Source organism: Olleya sp. KJ81-1, from assembly GCF_055808135.1.
The window spans coordinates 112,870-134,703 of sequence record NZ_CM147854.1; the positions used below are offsets into that span (position 1 = coordinate 112,870).

Sequence of the window (21,834 nt, forward strand, 5' to 3'; positions counted from 1 at the left end):
AATGTTTTTAGTTGATATTTATGTATTTAGCTTTTAAAGATAGTGACAAGTTGAAAAACTACCAATAATTTGTTGATTAACTCTTAGTTTAAAGATTTTTATTCCAGATTTTCCAAGATTTTTCTGCCTGAAACACTAACATGTCATAGCCATTTATAGTAGTAGCACCATGGTTTTTGCCATGTTTTAAAAAAACCGTTTGTGATGGATTATAAATTAAGTCGAATAAAATATGTTTTTTAGAAAGTCCACCATATGGAATATTTGGTGCTTCATTTACATCAGGAAACGTCCCAACAGGCGAGCAATTTATAATGATTTGATGGTCATTAATAATAGCTTCCGTTAACGTGTCATAGGTATAACTAACTGCTTTTGACTGCTGTCTTGATACAAAATGAAATTGAATGTTTAGTTGTTTTAAAACATAAGCAATTGCTTTGCTGGCTCCACCTGTACCTAAAATTAAAGCTTTTTTATGATGTTTTTTTATGTGTGGTTTGATGCTTTTTTTGAAACCATAAATATCTGTATTGTAGCCTTTAAGATGTCCTTTTTTAGTGAATTTAATAGTATTTACTGCACCAATTTTTTTTGCTTTTTTATCTAATGAATCTAAAAAGGGAATAATACTTTCTTTATAAGGGATGGTAACATTAAGACCAGATAATCCTTTGGTTGTTAGTATGTTTGATTTAAAATTCTCAATATTTTGAATGTCAAAATTTTGGTATTTAGCATCAGTAATATTTTCGTCTTTAAATTTTATTGAAAAATAGTTTTGAGAGAAAGAGTAGGAGATATCTTTACCAATTAATCCATAGTTACGCATGTGATTGCTTTGTTTTTTGTCCATATATTTCTAATGCTAATACGATTGCTATTCCTACTATAGTATAGCATAATGCGATTATAGTTTCGGTATTAAGTTCTGGTAAGTAACGTTCGTAGTTTTCAATTATTTTTTGACCTCTAGAATCTACTAAAAATTCGCCTGTAGATTTTGTTTTAAATATGGTATGTTTAAATGGCCATACAACACCTAAAGATCCTATTATAAAACCTATAATAGATGCTAACGTGACATTTTTATAATGTTTTAAAATGTAATTTAATACATGAGAAAAAGTTACCAAACCAACTACAGAGCCTAATGTAAAGACTGCTAGTACTTTTAACATCCTAAGACGTTCTATATTTGCAGTAAAGCTAAAATCACCAATTATTACCTCAGAAAAAGTATCAAATAAAGCATTCACAGAGTCCACTAATAGTAAGACGTAATTGCCTAATAATATTAAGATAAATGATCCTGAAAAGCCAGGTAATGTCATTCCTGAAACACTAATTATTCCACAGAAAAAAACAAATATCAGGTTATCATTTTCTGTAGCAGGATCTAGAAAACTAATACCTATTCCTAAAACAGCACCAATAATTAAAGCTAAATATGTTGTGGTTTTCCAATCTTTAAAATCCTTACTTATGTAATAAATCGAACCTATAATCATCCCGAAAAAGACACTCCAAACATAGAGTTGGTAGTGCGTAATAAGGTAGTCTAGGATTTTTGAAATACTAAAATAGCTTACTATCATTCCAAAAAATAGTAAGCTTAAAAAACGTCCATTTATATAATGATAAAACGCTTTAAAGCGTCCTTTTAAAAGTAATTTAAAAGCGGTCCCATTTACCTTTTGTAAGGAGTGTATAAACTCTTCATAAAAACCTGCAACAAATGCCACGACACCACCAGATACACCAGGAACTTTATTAGCTGCTCCCATGCCTAAACCTTTTAAGATTAGGAATAGTTTATCTTTAAATGTGCGTGTGTTTTGCATTTAGCTTGCTTTATTACCTACTTTTTCAAGAATAAAAATAGTTAAAAAACCTGCAATCATCAATCCAATTGCTAAAACTAATTGAGCGTCTGTATTAGCGTTAATTTGAGAATAGGTTGATGGCAGTACACTTTGCTCTAAAACGGTTTTGTAGCTATCAAAATCTAAGCTGTTTTTTTGAAACACACTTAACGTTTGGTAGTCTGAAAGTCCAATAAAATCAACTACAGATCCTGAAGCGTCATCCATTACCGAAATGGTTTTTTTATAAGGCCAAACTTTATTTAACGAACCTAGAATAAAACCGGTTAGAATGGCTAGAGTTGTATTATGGTAATTTTTGAATAGCCATTTTAATACGTGGCTAAAACTAAGCAAACCAACAATTGCTCCAGTTGCAAATAGTGCTATTTTTTTTAAATCAAAGTCATGAAAAGCATCACTTAATGTTTTATATGCTCCTAAAATTACTAATATAAAACTACCAGAAATACCTGGTAAAATCATAGCGCAAATCGCTAAGGCTCCAGCAATAAATAAAAAATAGGAGTTGGTATTACTAGCTAAAGATGGTAAACTAGTAATGTAAAATGCAGCTATAGTACCAATAATTAATGCGATAATGGTTTTAGCAGACCATTTATTAATTTGTTTACCAACAAAAAAGATACTAGCTATAATTAAACCAAAAAAGAACGACCATATTAAAACTGGGTGTTGCTCGATTAGGTATTTTGCTAGTCTCATAAACGAAACAAAACTGATAATAATACCTGTTAAAAGCGCTAAAAGAAAGTTACCGTTTAGTTGTTTCCAAAAGGCAAAAAAACCATCATTTTTTAAGGTCTTTACTAATGATAGGTTAACACCACTTATAGTTGTAATTAACTCTTCGTAAATCCCAGAGATAAACGCAATGGTACCTCCTGATACTCCAGGAACTGCATCTGCTGCTCCCATAGCAATTCCTTTTAAACTAATAACAAGGTAATCTTTTAAGCGTCTTTGCATAATTTGAGTTTTGTTGGTAACCAAAGGTATGCAAAAATCATTTTATGTTATGATTTATGTAACTTTTTTAACGCGTTTTTAAAGGTGGTAGATTGGTAGACCATTGGAAAAATTTCTTCAATAATAAATATTAGTTCTGCATCAAAAGTTAATCCATTTTTTAAGTGGTAGCTTCCTTTTTCAGTTTCTAATAAACCATAGTAAATACCAGCTAGTCTAAATTCAATTTCTGCATCTTCTGGGTAAAATTCTGCTGCCTGAATTAAGTTTAAGCTAGCAGCTTCAGGTTCTCCTAATTGAATTAAAATATCTGCTCTTTGTAACCAAGAGGCTAACTCATAATTTCCAAGTTCTAATGCTCGCTTATAGCCACGTTCAGATTCTTCTAAAAAGTTTAGTCTGTGGTTTATTTGTGCATATAACTTCCAATATACTGCATTGTCTGCATTAATATTAATCGCTTTATTAATATAATATAGTGCTTTTTGGTAGTTTTTTTGTTTGTTATAAAACTTAGTAATGGCTATCCAACCCTTATCAAGTAATGGGTCTTCTTTTACAGTTTTATAATAATATTGTTTTGCTAAATCTATCTGACCTAGTTTTTCATGACATTGTCCTAATCTTAATAAAGCAAAAGATGTAGGGTCTTCCAATTCTAGGGTTACTGCGTAATTTTCGATTGCTTCGTTATAACGCTTTAACTTTTCTAGGACTCTACCTTTTTCAATGTAAGCACCTACAAAAGTGTCGTCAGAGATAATTGCAAATTCAAAAGCACTTAAAGATTTTTCGTATTGTTTTATAGTAAAATATTGCTTACCTAATTGGTGCCAAGCAACTTCACAATATGGGTTTTTATCTAAATAACTATTTAAAAAGGTGATTGCTTCATCATTTTCATTTAAAAAATCGAAGCAATACATAATGTTGTATAACGCAGAATAGTCATCCATGTCATCATCTAGACAACGCATAAAACTCTGTTTAGCTTCTTCAAAGTTATCTAAAAATAGATATTCCATTCCTATTAAAGAATGTAGTTCTGAGGATTCTTCTGCTAAATCTAAAGCTATATTTAAAACTTTAATCGCGTCTTGATGCTTATCATCTTTAGATAATATATTAGCTTTTTGAATGTATATTTCTTCGTTTGATGGCTCTAATACATACAAGGCATCTAGTAACTGATTCGCTTCTTTTAGCTTATTTTCAAACACATAAATTTCTACCTTAAATAATTTAAGATTAGTAGATGTAGGATGTTGCTCTAAGCCTAACTTAATAGCTTTTTTTGCTAAAGATACTTTACCTTGGTTAAGGTAATGGTGTATTATATTTTCAAATTCGTCCGAGTCAAAAAACAACACATTGTTTGTTTTTAACATCGATTCAAATCTACTAAGCGATACTTTATTTGGTTCTTCTTGACTAAACTCCATAGGCACTGTTTAGGTGTTTCTATTGTAATAAATGTACTGTTCTATTACTTTTTAAATGGCATTTGCCACTTTTGTTTTTAACAAAGTAATCAACAATTACGGGTTTTGATGTGTTTTTGATTGATTGAAAGAGACTTACTCTTTAATTAGAGTCCGTTATTTTATTTAATAAGTCAATAATAATGCCACACCCTTTAATAATTTCTTCATTACTGATGGTTAAAGGTGGTGTTATACGTATTGCTTTAGGCTCAAACAGCAACCAAAAGAGTATTAATCCTTGATTTTGCGCTTGTAGTACCACTTGGTCAGTGATGTTTGCTGCAGTAGTTATGGCTGCTAACATTAAACCACGACCTCTAATTTCGGTAATTAAAGGATGTTTTAAGTGTTGCCTGATTAATTGTTCTTTTTCTAAAGCTTGTGACATTAAGTCACTATTTGTAACTTCTTGTAATGTGGCTAAAGCCGAAGCTGCAATTAATGGGTTACCACCAAAAGTTGTAATGTGGCTTAGCTTTGGTCCATCCTGAAAGGCATCCATATGAGCCTTAGACGCTGTAAATGCGCCAATTGGTAATCCACCAGCTAATCCTTTTCCGGTAACGACAATGTCTGGAACCACATTATAATTTTGAAAACCAAATAATTGTCCTGTTCTGCCAATTCCTGGTTGTATTTCGTCTAAAATTAATAGCGCTCCAACGTCCTGACATTTTGCTTTTAATTTGGCTAAATAATCGTTTTTAGGCTCTATAAAACCAGCTCCACCTTGAATGGTTTCAACTATTACTGCAGCAGTTTTTGTAGTGATATGTTTAAAATGTGGTTGGTAATTAAACGTAATGTGACTAATATCTGGCAGTAATGGTCTAAAAGGTGCTTTTCGCTCTTCAAAGTCCATTAAACTTAAAGATCCTAAAGTATTACCATGATAGGCATTATGGGCTGCAATAATCTGACTACGTCCAGTAACACGTCGTGCTAATTTTAAAGCACCTTCAATAGCTTCTGTACCAGAATTAACTAAATACGTAGATGTTAAAGGTTCTGGTAAGTGATCTGCTATAAATTTACATAAGTCTACTGCTGGCTTTTGGACATATTCTCCATAAACCATAACATGCAAATATTTGTCTGCTTGTTGTTTAATGGCATTAACTACTTTTGGGTGGCTATGTCCTAATGTACATGCAGATACACCTGCAACAAAGTCTAAATAGGCTTTGTTATTAGTGTCGTAAATATAGCTTCCTTTAGCATAAGAAATTTCTAGAGCTAAAGGATATGGAGACGTTTGTGCTTGGTGTTTAAAAAATCTATCCTTCATAACTCCTAATCCTGATCAGTCTTAGATTGTACTTTTTGATTAACTGTTTGTTTTTTTGAAGTTGCTTTTTGTAAAGCAGGAGTATTAGTATTTGTATTTAGAAATTTTTTAGGAACATTCCTTGAGGCTTTAGGAGCTTCGTCTTTTTTGTTTAAATTCTTCTTTTCAGCTTCGTCGTCTGCTTTTTTAACACGTCCAATTAAAGCCTCTCCAAAAAACTCTTCACCTTCTTGATAAGGTTCTAGTCCTTTAATTACAGGTAATGTAAATGGTGGATCGTCTTTAAATAAGTCTTCAACAGATTTTGGACGTTCATCATCACGCCAATCAAACCCTCTTAATTTTCTAGCGTTTAGTGGTAAATCTTCTTCTGTGTAAAGCTTACCTTCAAATTGTAAAAGTTTTCTAAGCTCAACAACTTCTTTTTCTTCAAAATAGATAATAATATCTGCAGATTTTGATTTTTCTATTCCAATTAACTCTTGCTTATCATTTCTACTAAAGTTAATAGATTCTGCATTTTTAAGTATATCTACTTGTTTGATTTGATTATCATCATCAAACATTCCTATTAAACGTTTACCAGAAATTTGATTGTATGAGTCTTTACTAATCGTGTCCTTACTAATTAAAAAAGCATTATAAAAAACGATGAGTGAATCTAATTTTTCGGTTTTAGGATTTGATTTTAAATGAATCGTATCACCTGTCATTTGATTGTCCAGATTCCAGAGTATTGGTTTTCTTGCAGCCGAAAATGCATCGCCTTTATTTAATCGTTTTAAATTGATTAACTGTGTTAGTCCTGTTTTATGGTCTGCATGAATCGAATCTGCTTTGGCACTAATATCTGATTTATATACCTTACCATTGTAATAGCCTCTAGTAATACGATGTTCTGGTTTACCTGTAACCATCAACGTGTCTGCATGCATGTATATACTATCTTTTTCTTGGATAGTAATTGCTAAAGCGCGTTTGGTAATAAACACAGAGTCTTTAGCACGATAGACTTCTGCATAATGTCCTTTAATGATACTACTATTAATAGTGTCTGTAACGGTTATATTATTAGTTGCTGAGGCAAAATTTAGTCTTCTGTCAAAATGTAAACTGTCACCAACAATAACACGATTATCGTAGTCTATTCTTGAGTTTCGGACAAAATAGCCAGTGTCGTTTGTGGTGTCGTAAAAACCACGTTCGCTGTAAATTTTGCTACTATCACCTACTATTGTTGAAGGACCATACATGTAGGCATGACCATTATCAGAATAGTAATCCAGGGTTTTTGTGTTAAGCTCGTAATCTGGATTGACAAGTTTGACACTATCTACAAAACGGTATTTTTTGTCATTCATATAATAACGACCAATACGACTTGTAATTGTCCCAGATGAGTCCCTTACAACTTTACCTCCAGATTTATAATAAGATTCTTGTTTTGCTCTGTTAAAGTATAGCGTATCAGATGTTATGGTAGATTGAGGATCTGTCAATACCACATCACCACTTGCAAATGCTAATTGTGTTTTACCAGAATACTCCACGTATTTTGACGTTAAGTTTATGGTGTCACCTTGCTTCATGTTAACATTTCCGTAGGCTTCAACAAAATCTTCTTTACCATAAAATATGGCTTTGTCGCAAAACATATCAATACCATCATGGTAAATATGGACTTGACCTTGATCACTTCTGGTTAGGATACTTGCTCCTGGAAAGTTTTCTTCGTCAATATCACCAAATGCACCAGAGTCTTTAATCTCGATGGTTTTTTGCTGTGCTATTCCTAATTGCATAGTCAGCATTAAGAATAAAAAATATATGTGTTTATTAATTTTCAAGATGTTATTGTTTGGCACAAAAATAACGATTTAATAGACTTAGTATTATCTATTAGGAATTATTTAAGATGAAAAAACCTGCTATTAAATTGAATAGCAGGTTGGTAATTTTAATTTATTTTTTAATTACATAAAAATAGTCTGTTTTCTGTCTGGTCCAACAGATACTATTTTAATAGGAATTTCTAATTCTTCTTCTAAAAATGCGATATAATCATTTAGTGCTTTTGGTAATTGAGAAGCTTCACTCATTTCTGTTAAGTCTTCGCTCCAACCTTTAAACTCGGTATATATAGGTTCTACATTTTCAGGTTCTATGTTAAACGGTAAATGTTTAATTGTTTCTCCTTTATATTTATAAGCAGTTGCTACCTTTAAAGTTTCAAAACCAGATAAAACATCACTTTTCATCATCATTAATTGTGTAACACCATTAACGCGACAAGTGTATTTTAAAGCTACTAAGTCTAACCATCCACAACGTCTAGCACGACCTGTTACTGCTCCAAACTCTTGGCCAACTCTAGCCATTTCTTCTCCATCTTTATCAAATAACTCTGTTGGAAAAGGTCCAGAACCTACACGTGTTGTATAGGCTTTAAAAATACCAAAGACTTCTTTAATTTGGTTTGGTGCAATACCTAAACCAGTACAAGCTCCTGCTGCAGTTGTATTACTTGAAGTTACAAATGGATAGGTACCAAAATCGATATCTAAAAGCGACCCTTGAGCACCTTCTGCTAAAATAGTTTTACCATCTTTTAGTGATTGGTGTAAATAGGCTTCGCTATCTATAAATTGTAATTCTTTAAGTTTTTCAATAGACTCAAAAAATTCAACTTCCATTTCTTCTAGATCGTATTGTACGTCTACATTATAAAATGCAATCATAGCTTCATGCTTATTAGCTAAAGCTCTGTATTTTTCTTTCCAGCTATCTAGTTCTAGATCACCAACTCTAATACCGTTTCTACCAGTTTTATCCATGTATGTTGGACCAATACCTTTTAAAGTAGAACCAATTTTGGCTTTACCTTTAGAGGCTTCGCTAGCTGCATCTAATAAACGATGCGTCGGTAAAATTAAGTGTGCTTTTCTAGATACAATTAGTTTGGCTTTATAATCAACATCAAATTGGTCTAAACCTTCTAATTCTTTAATAAAAACAACTGGATCAACTACTACACCATTTCCAATAACATTCATAGCATCTTTATGAAAAATTCCTGAAGGTATAGTACGTAATACGTGTTTTATTCCGTCAAATTTCAAAGTATGTCCTGCATTTGGACCACCTTGAAAACGTGCTATGATATTGTAATTTGAAGTTAAAACGTCGACAATTTTTCCTTTGCCTTCATCTCCCCATTGTAAACCAAGTAGTAAATCTACTGCCATTTTTAATTAGTTGTGTTGTTATTATTTTTTTTCGATTTCCGTAAAAATATAGTGAGTGCTTAGAGATTTCGATATCAAAGACTTCTTCAATTGTTTTTTTAATTGCCTGAATTCTTGGATCGCAAAATTCTATAACTTCTCCTGTATCTTGAAGAATAACATGGTCATGTTGTTTATCAAAATAAGATTTTTCGTAATGTGCTTGATTTTTACCAAACTGGTGTTTTCTAACTAAGCCGCAATCTAGAAGCAGCTCGATAGTATTGTACAACGTAGCACGACTTACACGATACTTCTTGTTTTTCATGTTTAGATATAGGGATTCTATATCAAAATGTTCATCGTTAGAATAGATTTCTTGAAGTATAGCGTAACGTTCTGGTGTTTTTCTATGACCATTCGCTTCTAAAAAAGAAGTGAATACGTTTTTTACAATCTCTTGATTTTTTATATCTGTTTTTGCGCTCATAAATACCAAGCAAATTTACATCTTTTTTTGAGGTTGCAATCATAAAACTTAGACTTTACTTTAAGTGTTATTAGACAGTTATTAACAACATTAATTTAAACCCGAGTTACCTTGTCTATACCGTTAAGTTTTTTAAGATTATCCATTAACTTTTTAAGCATGGATTTGTTACGTACAATAACATTTATTTTTCCTTTAAAGATACCGTCATCACTCTGAAAACTAATACTATTCATGTTGACGTGCATGTTGGATGAGATGACTTTAGTAATGTGATTAACCAGTCCTAAATTGTCTATTCCAGATAAAATAATCTGTGCTGCAAACTCTTGTTGTGACGAGTCTATCCATCTTGCCTGAATGATACGATAGGCATAATTAGATTGTAAACTTATCGCATTTGGACAATTTTTTTTATGCACTTTAATACCATCGTTTATGGTAATAAAGCCAAATACTGCGTCTCCAGGAATTGGATTACAACAATTAGCTAATTTGTAATCTAGTTTTTCTTCTTCTTTACCAAAGACTAATAGGTCATATTTATTAGTAATCTCATCTTTATTAACTTCTTCTGGAGATATAGTTTGTTTTCTGGTAATTTTATTTTTAAAGAAACTTACTAAAGCATTACTACGCGAAGCTGCATACTCTTTAAGCATCGTGTTGTCAATATTACCTGTACCGACACGATAAAATAAGTCTAAACTAGTTTTTAAATGAAAATAGCTAACCATTTCGTTAACCGATTTTTCATTAAGCGTAATTTTAAGTTGTTTTAGTTTTCGTCTTAAAATTTCTTTTCCTTCTTCTGCTATTATTTTAGTGTCTTCTTTTAATAGCGATTTAATTTTACCTCTAGCTCTTGCAGTGGTAGCGTAATCTAGCCAGTTAGGATTAGGTTTTGCGTTTTCTGAAGTGATAATATCTACTTGATCACCACTACTTAATTCGTGACTTAAAGGCACTAATTTTCCGTTTACTTTGGCGCCTCTAGTTTTTTTGCCAACTTCTGTATGGATACTAAACGCAAAGTCTAAAGGTGTTGCGCCTTTTGGTAAAGATTTTAATTCTCCTTTGGGTGTAAAAACAAAAATTTCTTTAGAATACAGGTTAAGTTTAAACTGCTCTACAAAATCGACTGCATTGGTAGAGGCATTTTCTAAGGCTTCCTGCAAACGATTAATCCACATGTCTAAATTATCCTCTTTGTCTTCGGCATTTTTATATTTATAGTGTGCAGCATAACCTTTTTCGGCTATTTCATTCATACGCTCACTGCGTACTTGTACTTCTACCCATCGTCCTTTTGGTCCCATTACAGTAATGTGTAAGGCTTCATAACCAGTAGATTTTGGAGAGGATATCCAATCACGTAATCGGGTTGGATTAGGTCTAAAATGGTCGGTTACAATGGAGTAAATTTTCCAGGCTAGAAATTTTTCGTTTTCACGATCACTTTTGTATATAATTCGGACAGCAAATTTGTCGTAAACCTCATCAAATGTAACGCCTTGTTTGTCCATTTTGCGTTTAATGGAAAATATGGATTTAGGTCGTCCTTTTATAGTGTAGTTTAAGCCTTCTTTGTCTAAGGATTTTTTTATAACATCATTAAATTCGGTTATATAAGCATCTTGTTCTTCCTTACTTTCTTTAATTTTATTAAGAATTTTGTTGTAAGTGTCAGGTGCTGTGTATTTTAATCCTAAGTCTTCTAATTCTGTTTTAATATTATATAATCCAATTCTATGCGCTAAAGGAGCATAAATGTACAAGGTTTCGGATGCTATTTTTTCTTGTTTATCAGGACGCATACTGTCCATGGTTTGCATGTTGTGCAAACGGTCTGCTATTTTTATAATGATAACTCTAACGTCGTCATTTAAAGTCAGTAGCATTTTTCTAAAATTTTCGGCTTGTAAAGACACGTCCATGTCTTTTTCTTTGCTTAAAGACGAAATTTTTGTCAAACCATCTACAATTTTGGCTACTGTAGATCCAAATAAATCTTCAATATCTTTAACACTGTAGTTTTCGTTATCCTCAACTACATCATGCAGTAATGCAGCAGCAATAGATGTGGCATCTAGACCAATTTGTTGGGCAACAATTTTGGCAACAGCAATAGGATGGAAGATGTAGGCTTCTCCGCTTTTTCTGCGTTGTGGACGATGTGCTTCAACAGCGACATCAAATGCTTTTCGGATTAGTTTTTTGTCCTCTGTAGACAATGTGCGATAGCTAACTTTTAAAAGTTGCTTATAGGCTTTTGCAATGTCTGCATTTTCTTTTTCAATATCGATTTCTGTCATAGATTGCTCTCCTTCATTTAAAATAGAATGAATACTAAAAATACTACAAAATTATGAATAGACAACACACATTAGTCTAATTTTGATTAAAACTGAATAAGCTTTTTGTAAGATGAAAATATTGCAGTAAAAAGGCTATTGTTCTTTATAAACTTCCATTTTTAAACCCATACCATAATTGTTTAAACCAGCGTTTAAAAGATTTGAGTTATCGATGTTTTTTTTATCAAAAAGAACCCATTGTCCATTGTTTTGAAAAACACGTTTTACAAAGGTAGTTTTTTCAGAAATTTGGTCTGTAAAAGGTAATAATGGTCTAAACGTTGTCGATACTTTTACAATACCACGTCTAGTTTTAACTTCTTGATATTTTTTATTTGGAAGTAATTTTCCGTTTTTGTCTGTAAAGCCTAAAACTTGTATAGAAATGTAAATACCATCTTTAGGAATAAAAACATCAAATCCAGACACATCAAATTCAAAAACAGGTTTGGTGTCTTGCGTAGCAATAAATATTACTTTTTCGTAGGTTAAAACATCTCCAGGTTGTCCATTATTGTTCTCGTAAAACTGTACTCTAAATAACGTTGAAAAAGGACGTTTTGCTTTATTACTTTTACCTCTTTTGTCCCAATCTTTAGCTTCGGTTTTAATAGGAATTAACACTTTAGTGACATGCTTTGGCTTGTTGTCTGTGTTAGGGAAAAATACAGCAATTTCACTTTCAATAGTAGGTAACCAACATTTATAATAGTCGTCATGTGCTGTTGGCTTTAATGTAACTTCTTTGTGTTTTCCTGAAGGTTTAGCAGTAACGATAACCTCGTCTAAAATGTCAGATTGTGGTGTTAAATAAAGGGTGTCTTTTAGCGTTTTTGAAGCAAGTTTGACATCTTTATAACCTAATGCTGAAACGAAAAGCGAATCGATATCTGAATATAGCTTTTTAGTGAAGAAAAATTTACCATCGTCATCAGCAAATATTCCATTTCCATTTCCAAATGAAACTGTTGCAAACGAGACGCCATTTTTTGTAATACTATCAATAATTGTAGTTTGACTAAAACTATTAATTGTAAATAGTAATGAAAGTAAAATAATGAAATATCTAGAGTGCATACAGTCTATTTAATAATGATTAATACCAACGTTTTTTCTTCTTTTTAGACGCTTCACTTTTACGTCCTTTTTTATGTTTGCTCCCTTTTTTTGCAGATTTATGAATGATTGGTTTTGCTTTTGGATCTAGTGGATAAGGATGCTCATCTATAACATCTAATTGTAAATGAATCAGTTTTTGTATCTCTAGTAGGTAAGGTTTCTCGTCTGCACTACAAAGTGAATATGCCATACCAGTTTGTCCAGCACGAGCAGTACGACCAATTCTGTGGACATAAGTTTCTGGGACGTTAGGAAGGTCAAAATTGACTACTGCATCTAAATTATCAATATCAATACCACGCGCAGCAACATCTGTTGCAATTAATATATTGACTTCTTTTTTCTTAAATTTATTTAAAGCTTCCTGTCTTGCAGTTTGACTTTTGTCACCATGGATACTGTCCACTTTATAACCGTTTTTAAGCAGCGTTTTTTCTAGTTTATCTACACCATATTTAGTACGTCTAAAAATAATGATGTTACCCTTAATAGTGTTTCGTAGTAAATGTAAACCTAATTCTATTTTGTCTTTTTTAGGAACAAAATATAGTAATTGATTGACATTTTTAGATGTCGAACTGTTTTGAGCAACCTCTATACGTTGTGGCTCGTTTAATATTGTACTTGCTAATTGTTCTACTTTATAAGGTATCGTTGCCGAAAATAATAGGGTTTGTTTAGTCTTAGGACATAACCTTTCAATTTTTTTGACATCATCAATAAAACCCATGTCTAGCATTAAATCTGCTTCATCTAATACCAAAGTTTGGACATAGTCCAGATTAATAACATCTTGCTTATGTAAATCCAATAAACGTCCTGGCGTTGCAATTAAAATATCAACACCATCACGAAGTATTTCTTTTTGTGGATCGATAGACGCTCCACCAAATATTACTGAGCTTTTTAAGGTAGTGTAAGTCGCATAGGCTTCAAAATTCTCAGCAATTTGTATTGCTAGTTCACGTGTTGGACTAACAATTAATGCTTTAATTTTTCTTCCTTTTTTAGGTGCGTCTTGTTTGTCAAATAATAACTGTAAAATAGGTAATGCAAAAGCAGCTGTTTTTCCTGTACCAGTTTGGGCAGAGACAATAACATCTTTTTTGTTAAGTACTACAGGAATTGTTTTTTCTTGTACCAACGTTGGGTTGTCGTATCCTTTTTCGGCAATTGCGCGTAAAATAGGTCTATTTAGTTGTAAGTCTTTAAATGACATGAATTAAGATTTGCTACAAAGGTAGTTTTTTCCAAGCATTTAATAAGGCTTAATATTTTTTTACACAACCGTGAGTCTTTACTTTTCTAGGACTTGAATAGTGTAGGAGGAGATAATATCATTTTTAAATTTTAAGTGCACATCAAAAATGCCTTCATTTTTAAATGCACTAGCTAATGTTATCTGACCATTATCTTGTTTTGTGTATTCTAAATCACGAGTAATTTCATTAAAACCAGAATATTCTATTAATGTGACATCCTTGATATTAATGGCATCTGGAATTTTAAAGCTAAAATTTATAACGTCGTTTCTTTTTATGGTTGTATTTAAATTTGAAGGGTAAATAGGAGTGATTTGATGTGTAAACGTTTTACCATAAACCATTGGAGATGCTTGATAATCATTTGATATTAAAGTACTATCCAGTAACCATTTTTTGTTAATTGGATAATGGTTTTTGGCAAATAGAATGGGTTCAGTTAAAAAGTAGCCTAAATTATAGTCTTTTATAAAGACATCATTTATAAAATAACCACTAGACCAAGTAGCATCGCATAAATACCATTTGTCGTTTAACTTAACTGCATTCCAAGAATGGTTAACTAACTGTAAGGTATCTACATTAGTGGTTGTGGAACGTCCATAACCATTAATTATTTTACATTCTATATTAGCCAAAAAGCACAACTCTTTAATTAAATAGGCATAACCTGTACACATGGTTTTATTTTGCTTTAATAGTTTTTTTATGGCTTTATTTTTATAAGAATTATTCCAATTTACATAGCCAATACTATCGTTTTTAAATTTTTTTCTGTTTTTACTAACCTTACTATCTTGTACTAAATCACCTTTAATATTACTGCAAACCCAAGTGTATATTGCTCTAAATTTTTCTGCTTCAGTAGGTAAATTAAAAGTCAAATTATGAGCAAGTAAGGGAAGGTTTTTTAAATCTAAGTTGCTATGTCGTTTAGCAATATTATCAGCTCTGGTAAAATTGATGTCATCAAAATCGGTAATTTGAGCTGTTACTATCGTGTAAAGCAAAAAACAGAAAAGTAGGCTTATTTTTTTCATTTTTAAACACTTTATTTTTTAGACGAATAAACCGATTTAACAGCAACTTTACCCATCATAATATAAGAATCGTTACTTAAGCTTACATTTAAAAGGACGTTTGACATGCTGTCTGGATTTTGAATAACCATCTTTTTAGACTCATAACCAACATAGCTAAACACTAAAATATCACCTTCTTTTAACTTTTGAGGAAAAATAAACTGTCCATCAAAATCTGTTGTAACACCTACAATTGTGCCTTGCAAAACAACGTTTGCGCTTGGAAGTGGTAAACCATCATTGTCATAAACAGTTCCTTTTGCAGTAATATTAGCTTGATTTTGATTAATTTTTATTTTAGAGGTCTTGACTCTAGATAGATTGTCTTGTGCTTTTGCAGTTGTTAAAGCGAATAGGGCTAAACAAGCTAATCCAATGGCGCTTATAAAACTAAGTTTACTTTTTTTAGCTTTAACAGGACGTGTTGTTAATTGTGTGTTTTTAAATCTTCCGCAGACGTTAGTGGTTTGTTTAGAGTTGAAGTAAAGACCGATGTCTTCAGTAGTCATTTTAGTAAAATCGATAACCTCTTTTGTGCAAGCGTTACAAAAACCACCTTTAGGTGTAGGCGTAAACTGATTATAATTTTGATTGCAAGGCGTTGTGATGTTTAAATTTATTTGATTTTTCATGATATATAGGTTTAATACATTATTATATAACAAACCTATGGTAACCATAGAAGTAATAAAACCGACACTTAGTTAATCCTCCTTTTGGGTGAGTAAACCATGTCTTTTACAAAGGAAGCAAAATTGTAGTTGGTTGATTATTGACACATTTTAGCAGTAATACCTAATTGATTAGCTAGCTTTTTGCGACGTAAAGTAACATTTTGAGGTTTAGTTTTTAAAAACTTAATAGGTAATGTTGAGTGCATTGTAATAGCATCAAAAGTGGATTTATGCTCAAAAAAACATTCGCTATTATAAATGGTACTGTTATAAGTAAATTCAAACGCGATAACGTACAAGGAGGTTTCAATAGTTTTTTTTGATCCTCCATTAAACGTGGAGTTACTATGCGAATAATCATCCACACGCTTATTTATAACTTTAGCAGTCGTATAGCTACCGTATTTTTTTATTTCGGCTTGCTCATAATAATACATAAAACTAGAAGGTAAAGTATATAGCATAAAGGCTAAGCTAAGCACAATAAAAAGGCCTCCAAATAGTATAAATCCTAAGCCATTTTCAACTTTAAAGCCTATAAAAGCAAAAAAACACCAAATAAAATTATAGCAAAACCAATACCTAAAATCCCGAAGTGTGGTTTAAAGGCTTGTTTAATAAAACGTATTTGGTCAGATACAGTCGTTTTCAATGCTTAGTTTTAAATTGCTTAAGCAAGTTAATTAAAAACAGATTTATATTTAGACGTTGCATTTATTAAATTAGCAGATAACGATTTTAACCATAGTAATTGGTTGCTTATTAAATGTGCTTCTTGAAGATCTAATAAGGTGTTAGTATCAATCTCAGTCTGACCTGCTTGTATGTCTATATCTCGTTTTTCAGAAAGATTAGCATATTTGTTTTGTAACGTTTGATGTGCTTTATTTACATCATCTACTTCTGTAAAAGGAATGGTTTTATCTTGTTCTAATTTTAAAATTACATGTTTTAAAGTGTCTGTAATACCATCGATAATGGTATCAAATTCTTCTGAAGCAGATGTTGTTTTATGATTTAAAATATAACTACCAATAGACGCTACAGCAGATAATATGGTATGATTTAAAGTAACGATATCGTAAATTAAAACCGATTCTTTTTGTTTAGATTTTGGATCTTGCGTTAATCTTTGAAAGGCTGCATTTAGATTACTCATAGCTAGAAAGGCTTCTTTTCTAGAAATTTTATAATCCAAGTTTTTAGCTTCTTTATTATGGTATAACTGTTTAGTAGCCTTTAAATAATTACTGTTAGATGTAATGGCATTAACTATAACTGCATCTAAATTTTTATATTCCCAACTTGGAAACAATAGGTAATTAGCCAAAACAGCAATGGTTGCTCCAATCACAGTATCAATTACTCTGTATTGGATGACATCAAATGCATTTGGATCAATTAAAGCATATACAAAAACAATATTAAGTGTAATAAATGCAGCTCCAGCTTTATAACTTTGTTGGATTAGCGAAAATGCAAAGGTTAAAGATATGACTGCCAATACCATATATACTACGGTATTTTGAGTAATTAATACAACAGTTGTTGCTATAATTGCTCCAATAATAGTCCCTATAATTCGGTTTTTAGAGCGCTCTTTAGTTAAACCATAATTAGGTCTCATAATAACTACAATGGTTAATACAATCCAATAGGCGTTTTTTAAATCAAAAAGACTTCCTAATAAAAAACCAAATACCATAGCTAAACTCACCCTAAACGCATGTCGTAACATAGGTGATTTTAAGCTAAAATGTTGCCATAAAATATTTAGTCTATAATCTTGAGAGGTTAAAAACTGTTTAGAATCCTGTGTTTTTAAAGACGCTTTAGTGTTGTCTTTAACTTTACTTAAAACGCGTCTAATTGCTTTAACTTCTTGCAATAATTGTTTTTGGTAATCTTGAAGATTTCTTAGTGTTATTGCACCTTCTCTAGCTTTTGGTAAGGTGATTTCTGTTACATAATCTTCAATAGCACTATTGGTTTTATCTGTTATTTTAGAAATGGAATCAAAGTCAGAAAGTGTTTCTTTTTTAATTAAAAGTTCTGATAAAGTAATTAGGTGATTTCCTAGTGCTTTATTTAAATCTTTAAAAGGTGTTAAGTATGATTTTTGAAGACCAAATAACGTATCTATTTTAGAATAATCTAAGGTATTTGCTAATGCTAATTCAAAAATATCAACAAGCGATATAAAAATTAAAAGGCGTCTCTCATTAGAGTAGGAGCGTCCAGAACGTTTTCGGCCTTCCAGTAGTAGTTCTCTTAAAGTTTCATGCTTTTCACTTATTTGTGTTTGTAGGATAAGTGCTTTTTTAGCATATTTTTCTCGTTTATTGGATTTAGTTAAAAGTTTACCTCTAATTTTTAAATACTGACCAGTTAAAGCTAAGGTGTCTGATAGTAATTGGTCGTCATCTTTTTTAGGTGCAATCCATTTAGAAAACAGTGACACAAATAAATACCATAAACCTCCAAGACCCATTAAGCCAACATGTAAAAAAATAGCTGCAGGATCTGGTTTACTAATAGCTAATGCTAAAACAATAGATAATAGTCCAGAAAACGATATTAAAGAGGCTCTAAATCCATAGACAGATATTAAACTAATTGCAAAGCTTAACACTGCAATAGCAAGAATTAATAAGACAAAAACAGGTTTAGTAATAAAAATAATAAACGTCACTAACATCGTTAGCACTATACTAATTAGTATCCCATTAATTTTACGTCTTAAACTACCAGGAACATCACTTGGCGCATTTAAAAAAGCACCAACAGCTATGGAAGGTGCATAGACAAATAAGTCTATAGCACTAAAGATCACTAAAGGTAACACAGCAGCAATGGTAAGCACAACGCCTCTGTAAAAGCTTGAGCCTTTAAGGAACAATTCGATTGTTTTTAACTGTGTCTTTAGCTTGTTTTGCATTTAAGCAAAGGTAGTTTTTAATGTGAATTGGCTAGATTAATCTTGTGTTAATTATAATTGAAGCAATCCAAAGTCCTTTAATTTTTGCATTTGTTTAGAAAACCAAAAGAGTTCAAAATCTTCAAATTGGGACTCAAAATCTTTTTTTAATGCTGAAAATGAAAGCGCTTGTCCTGTGGTTGGTTTTAAGGTTTCAAGCGTATCTAGCAACCATTCGCCTTCAGGCTTATTGACTGTAATTTGAAGTCGATCCGTTTTATCATGAAACGTTAGTTCCAGCAATTCATTTACAAATCCTTTTTTAGTTTTTGTGTATTCTCTAACTAAAGGTAAATGACCTAACCACACTATTTTGGCAGTTGGCTTAGTTGTTAAGCTAGCTGGTGTGTTTAAGCAATCTTCAATGTAATAAGGTGTAATTGTACTTTGCGGAATGTCAAAATCAAACCACTCTTGTAAGTCCATGTCAAAACCAATACCATGCATAAAATTAAATAACGACTTTTTTAAACCGAAGCTAAATTGGTTATGGTCAATGCCAGTTTTGTCCGTAAAATCAATATCATTATTTGCAAATGTAATAGACTTGTAGTTGGGTGTAACACCATAATCTGATGGATTTAACCCAATAGGACTATGTGCTGTTAACGCAAATTGATGCCAAAATCCAGATTGTATAATGCCTAACTCAAATAGTTGTCTAACCATCTCTAAACTATCAACAGTTTCTTGTACTGTTTGTGTAGGATAACCATACATTAAATAGGAGTGGACCATAATGTTAGCTTGTGTAAAGTTACGCGTGACTTGCGCAACTTGCTCCACAGTCACACCTTTATCAATTAGCTTTAATAGTCTGTCTGATGCCACTTCTAAACCTCCTGAGACTGCAATACAACCTGAGGCTTTTAGTAAGTAACATAAATCTTGTGTAAAGTTTTTTTCAAACCTGATGTTGGTCCACCATGTAACGGTTAATTGACGCTTTAATATTTCTAAAGCTAAGGCTTTCATTAATGCAGGAGGAGCAGCTTCATCAACAAAATGAAATCCGTTTTCTCCTGTTTGTGCAATTAGCTGTTCCATTCTGTCTACTAAAAGTGCAGCAGCAATGGGTTCGTAAATCTTGATATAATCTAAAGAGATGTCGCAAAACGTACATTTTCCCCAATAACAACCATGAGCCATAGTTAGTTTGTTCCAACGTCCATCACTCCATAAACTGTGCATTGGATTAGCAATTTCAATAACCGAAATGTAATCTTCTAATAATAAATCTGAGTAATCTGGCGTGCCAACTTGCAATTGTTTGTAATCTGGACGTGTGCTGTTGTTTTTATAAACAACTTTTCCATCCTCTAAAAGGAAGGTGCGTTTGTATTGTTTTTCTTTACTATTGTGACCAACGTGTATTGTAGTACTTCGACTGCGCTCAGCATGACTGGTGTTATTGCTATTTTGGTCTTTGTTTTCTATATTGGTTTCGGAAATACCTTTATTGTTGTGAGGTTGACATACGTTTTGGTGCAATAACTCAATTGGCAGCTCACCATCATCTAAGGTAATAAAGTCAAAAAAGTCAAAAACACGAGTGTCTGTGACTTGACGTAATTCGGTATTAGGAAAACCTCCACCAATTGCTATTTTAATTTCAGGATAATTGGCTTTTATAAATTGTGCGCATCTAAACGCGCTGTATAAATTCCCTGGAAAGGGAACCGAAAAACAAATTAACTTTGGTTGTACCGTTTTTAGTTTGTCTTCTAAAATGGCTATCGTTAGATTGTCTATAAATGTTGGTTTATTTTGCAAGCTATCGTATAGCTCGTCAAACGCATTGGCACTTTGTCCTAAACGCTCAGCATATCTGCTAAAACCAAAATTAGGATCGATACACTCTATAATAAAATCCGATAAATCCTCAAGATATAAGGTAGCTAAATGCTTGGCTTTATCTTGCATTCCCATTTCGCCAAAAGCCCAATCCATATCTTCTAATTGTTCAAATCTGGACGCTTGTGGTAGAAAATTTGTGGTACATATTTGTCTTGCTAAGGTTTGATTTTTACCTTGAAGAAACAAAATTATAGCATCTAAAGGCTGTAAATAATCTGCTTTTAACGTGTAAATACGTTGACAGTTTTCAGTTGAAATAGAATCATTTTCTATTGCTAAATCAAAAAGTTTTTCAAATGTTTTTTTACTGAATAATTCTAAAATCACCTCAATCCCTAAATCCATCTGAAAGGCAGAAACACCTATCGTATTTAAAAATCCTTTTAAATAGGCAGTTGCAGGATAAGGCGTGTTTAATTGCGTAAAAGGAGGCGTTATTAGTAAAAGATCTTTCAAAAAAATGGCTTTAAAAATAGATTGCAGCAAAGATAAGTTAATGTAGCTTATCGGTTTTGTGTTCTATTAGTTTTTTATAAAAGCAGCTAGTTTTTGACGTTTTTTAAGTGGAATCGCATCATTATTTACAATTAAAGCTAATTGAGATTGGTCTTTTTGTTTCGCAAAAAGCAAGGTGAATAATTGCGCTGTAGTTAAGCTCTCTGTTGCAGCTTGTACCAAAATCATTTTATCTCTAGGTTTTATCAAGCCTTCTTCCAAAACACGAACGTAAGTTCCTGGTCGTGCATGCTTAATAAATTGTTTAAGAATTGTTTGCGTACCAAAACGGATGCCTAATTTAAAACAAGGTTCTCTGGGTTGCGTGACTTGTACTAAAGCAGTGCCAATTTTATAAATATCACCAACATTTATTTTAGTTTCGTCTAGACCTTTAACGGTTAGATTTTCGCCAAAAATCCCAAAATTAAAATCTAAATTTGGATATAAGTTTTGCCAATACGCATAATGGTCTTCCGAAAATAAATAACAGGCTTTAAATATGCCACCATGATGTTTGCGGTCAGAGACCTCATCGCCTTTAACGTCTTCTTTTTCTAGATAAATACCTGTAGACGTTGGGTTTTTATAAATTCCTGTGGTTTGTGTTTTTCCATTCCAGACAATGGTTGTTGGTTTTGCTATGTTGGTAGACGTGATTTCCATAAAC

17 protein-coding genes are annotated in these 21,834 nt (G+C 32.0%); all 17 read right to left on the reverse strand.

The window, feature by feature from the left end; translation table 11 throughout:
* Positions 1–88: 88 nt before the first annotated feature.
* Complete coding sequence (locus AC0L3M_RS00525; RefSeq protein WP_473431446.1) at positions 89–856, reverse strand: shikimate dehydrogenase family protein; 768 nt, start codon at positions 854–856, stop codon at positions 89–91.
* Complete coding sequence (locus AC0L3M_RS00530) at positions 825–1,844, reverse strand: DUF368 domain-containing protein (RefSeq protein WP_473431447.1); 1,020 nt, start codon at positions 1,842–1,844, stop codon at positions 825–827. The genes AC0L3M_RS00525 and AC0L3M_RS00530 overlap by 32 nt, the downstream gene beginning before the upstream one ends.
* Positions 1,845–2,855 carry a DUF368 domain-containing protein gene (locus AC0L3M_RS00535; RefSeq protein ID WP_292943754.1) on the reverse strand — a complete coding sequence of 337 codons (1,011 nt, stop codon included), beginning with the start codon at positions 2,853–2,855 and terminating at the stop codon, positions 1,845–1,847. It abuts the gene before it with no gap.
* 47 nt (positions 2,856–2,902) lie between these two features.
* Positions 2,903–4,297, reverse strand: coding sequence for a tetratricopeptide repeat protein (locus tag AC0L3M_RS00540; protein ID WP_473431448.1), 1,395 nt, complete (start codon positions 4,295–4,297; stop codon positions 2,903–2,905).
* A gap of 142 nt (positions 4,298–4,439) precedes the next feature.
* Entirely contained in the window at positions 4,440–5,627 is a 1,188-nt protein-coding gene (locus AC0L3M_RS00545) for an aspartate aminotransferase family protein (RefSeq protein WP_145000441.1), read from the reverse strand.
* 5 nt (positions 5,628–5,632) lie between these two features.
* On the reverse strand, positions 5,633–7,429 hold the full coding sequence (locus tag AC0L3M_RS00550; protein WP_261375231.1) for an OstA-like protein: 1,797 nt from the start codon (positions 7,427–7,429) through the stop codon (positions 5,633–5,635).
* 171 nt (positions 7,430–7,600) lie between these two features.
* The gene (locus tag AC0L3M_RS00555; protein ID WP_145000435.1) at positions 7,601–8,872 is read right to left on the reverse strand and encodes an adenylosuccinate synthase; all 1,272 of its coding nucleotides are present in this window, start codon (positions 8,870–8,872) and stop codon (positions 7,601–7,603) included.
* Positions 8,832–9,341 carry a Fur family transcriptional regulator gene (locus tag AC0L3M_RS00560; RefSeq protein ID WP_473431449.1) on the reverse strand — a complete coding sequence of 170 codons (510 nt, stop codon included), beginning with the start codon at positions 9,339–9,341 and terminating at the stop codon, positions 8,832–8,834. Before AC0L3M_RS00560 ends, AC0L3M_RS00555 begins: the two co-directional genes overlap by 41 nt.
* A gap of 95 nt (positions 9,342–9,436) precedes the next feature.
* Positions 9,437–11,656, reverse strand: a complete 2,220-nt coding sequence (locus tag AC0L3M_RS00565; protein ID WP_292943778.1) for a RelA/SpoT family protein — start codon at positions 11,654–11,656, stop codon at positions 9,437–9,439.
* Between the two features lie 135 nt (positions 11,657–11,791).
* Entirely contained in the window at positions 11,792–12,775 is a 984-nt protein-coding gene (locus AC0L3M_RS00570; protein WP_473431450.1) for a peptidase associated/transthyretin-like domain-containing protein, read from the reverse strand.
* A 19-nt stretch (positions 12,776–12,794) separates the two neighbouring features.
* On the reverse strand, positions 12,795–14,036 hold the full coding sequence (locus AC0L3M_RS00575) for a DEAD/DEAH box helicase (protein ID WP_473431451.1): 1,242 nt from the start codon (positions 14,034–14,036) through the stop codon (positions 12,795–12,797).
* A gap of 78 nt (positions 14,037–14,114) precedes the next feature.
* Complete coding sequence (locus tag AC0L3M_RS00580; RefSeq protein ID WP_473431452.1) at positions 14,115–15,119, reverse strand: transglutaminase domain-containing protein; 1,005 nt, start codon at positions 15,117–15,119, stop codon at positions 14,115–14,117.
* An 11-nt stretch (positions 15,120–15,130) separates the two neighbouring features.
* Positions 15,131–15,793, reverse strand: a complete 663-nt coding sequence (locus tag AC0L3M_RS00585) for a carboxypeptidase-like regulatory domain-containing protein (RefSeq protein WP_473431453.1) — start codon at positions 15,791–15,793, stop codon at positions 15,131–15,133.
* A 137-nt stretch (positions 15,794–15,930) separates the two neighbouring features.
* A complete protein-coding gene (locus AC0L3M_RS00590) occupies positions 15,931–16,299 on the reverse strand; it encodes a hypothetical protein (protein ID WP_473431454.1) in 369 nt (122 codons plus the stop codon).
* Positions 16,300–16,514: 215 nt separating this feature from the next.
* On the reverse strand, positions 16,515–18,773 hold the full coding sequence (locus AC0L3M_RS00595; RefSeq protein ID WP_473431455.1) for an FUSC family protein: 2,259 nt from the start codon (positions 18,771–18,773) through the stop codon (positions 16,515–16,517).
* Between the two features lie 51 nt (positions 18,774–18,824).
* Entirely contained in the window at positions 18,825–21,125 is a 2,301-nt protein-coding gene (locus AC0L3M_RS00600) for a B12-binding domain-containing radical SAM protein (protein WP_473431456.1), read from the reverse strand.
* Positions 21,126–21,191: 66 nt separating this feature from the next.
* Positions 21,192–21,830: an MOSC domain-containing protein gene (locus tag AC0L3M_RS00605; protein WP_473431457.1), complete on the reverse strand. Its 639-nt coding sequence runs from the start codon at positions 21,828–21,830 to the stop codon at positions 21,192–21,194.
* Positions 21,831–21,834: the final 4 nt, after the last annotated feature.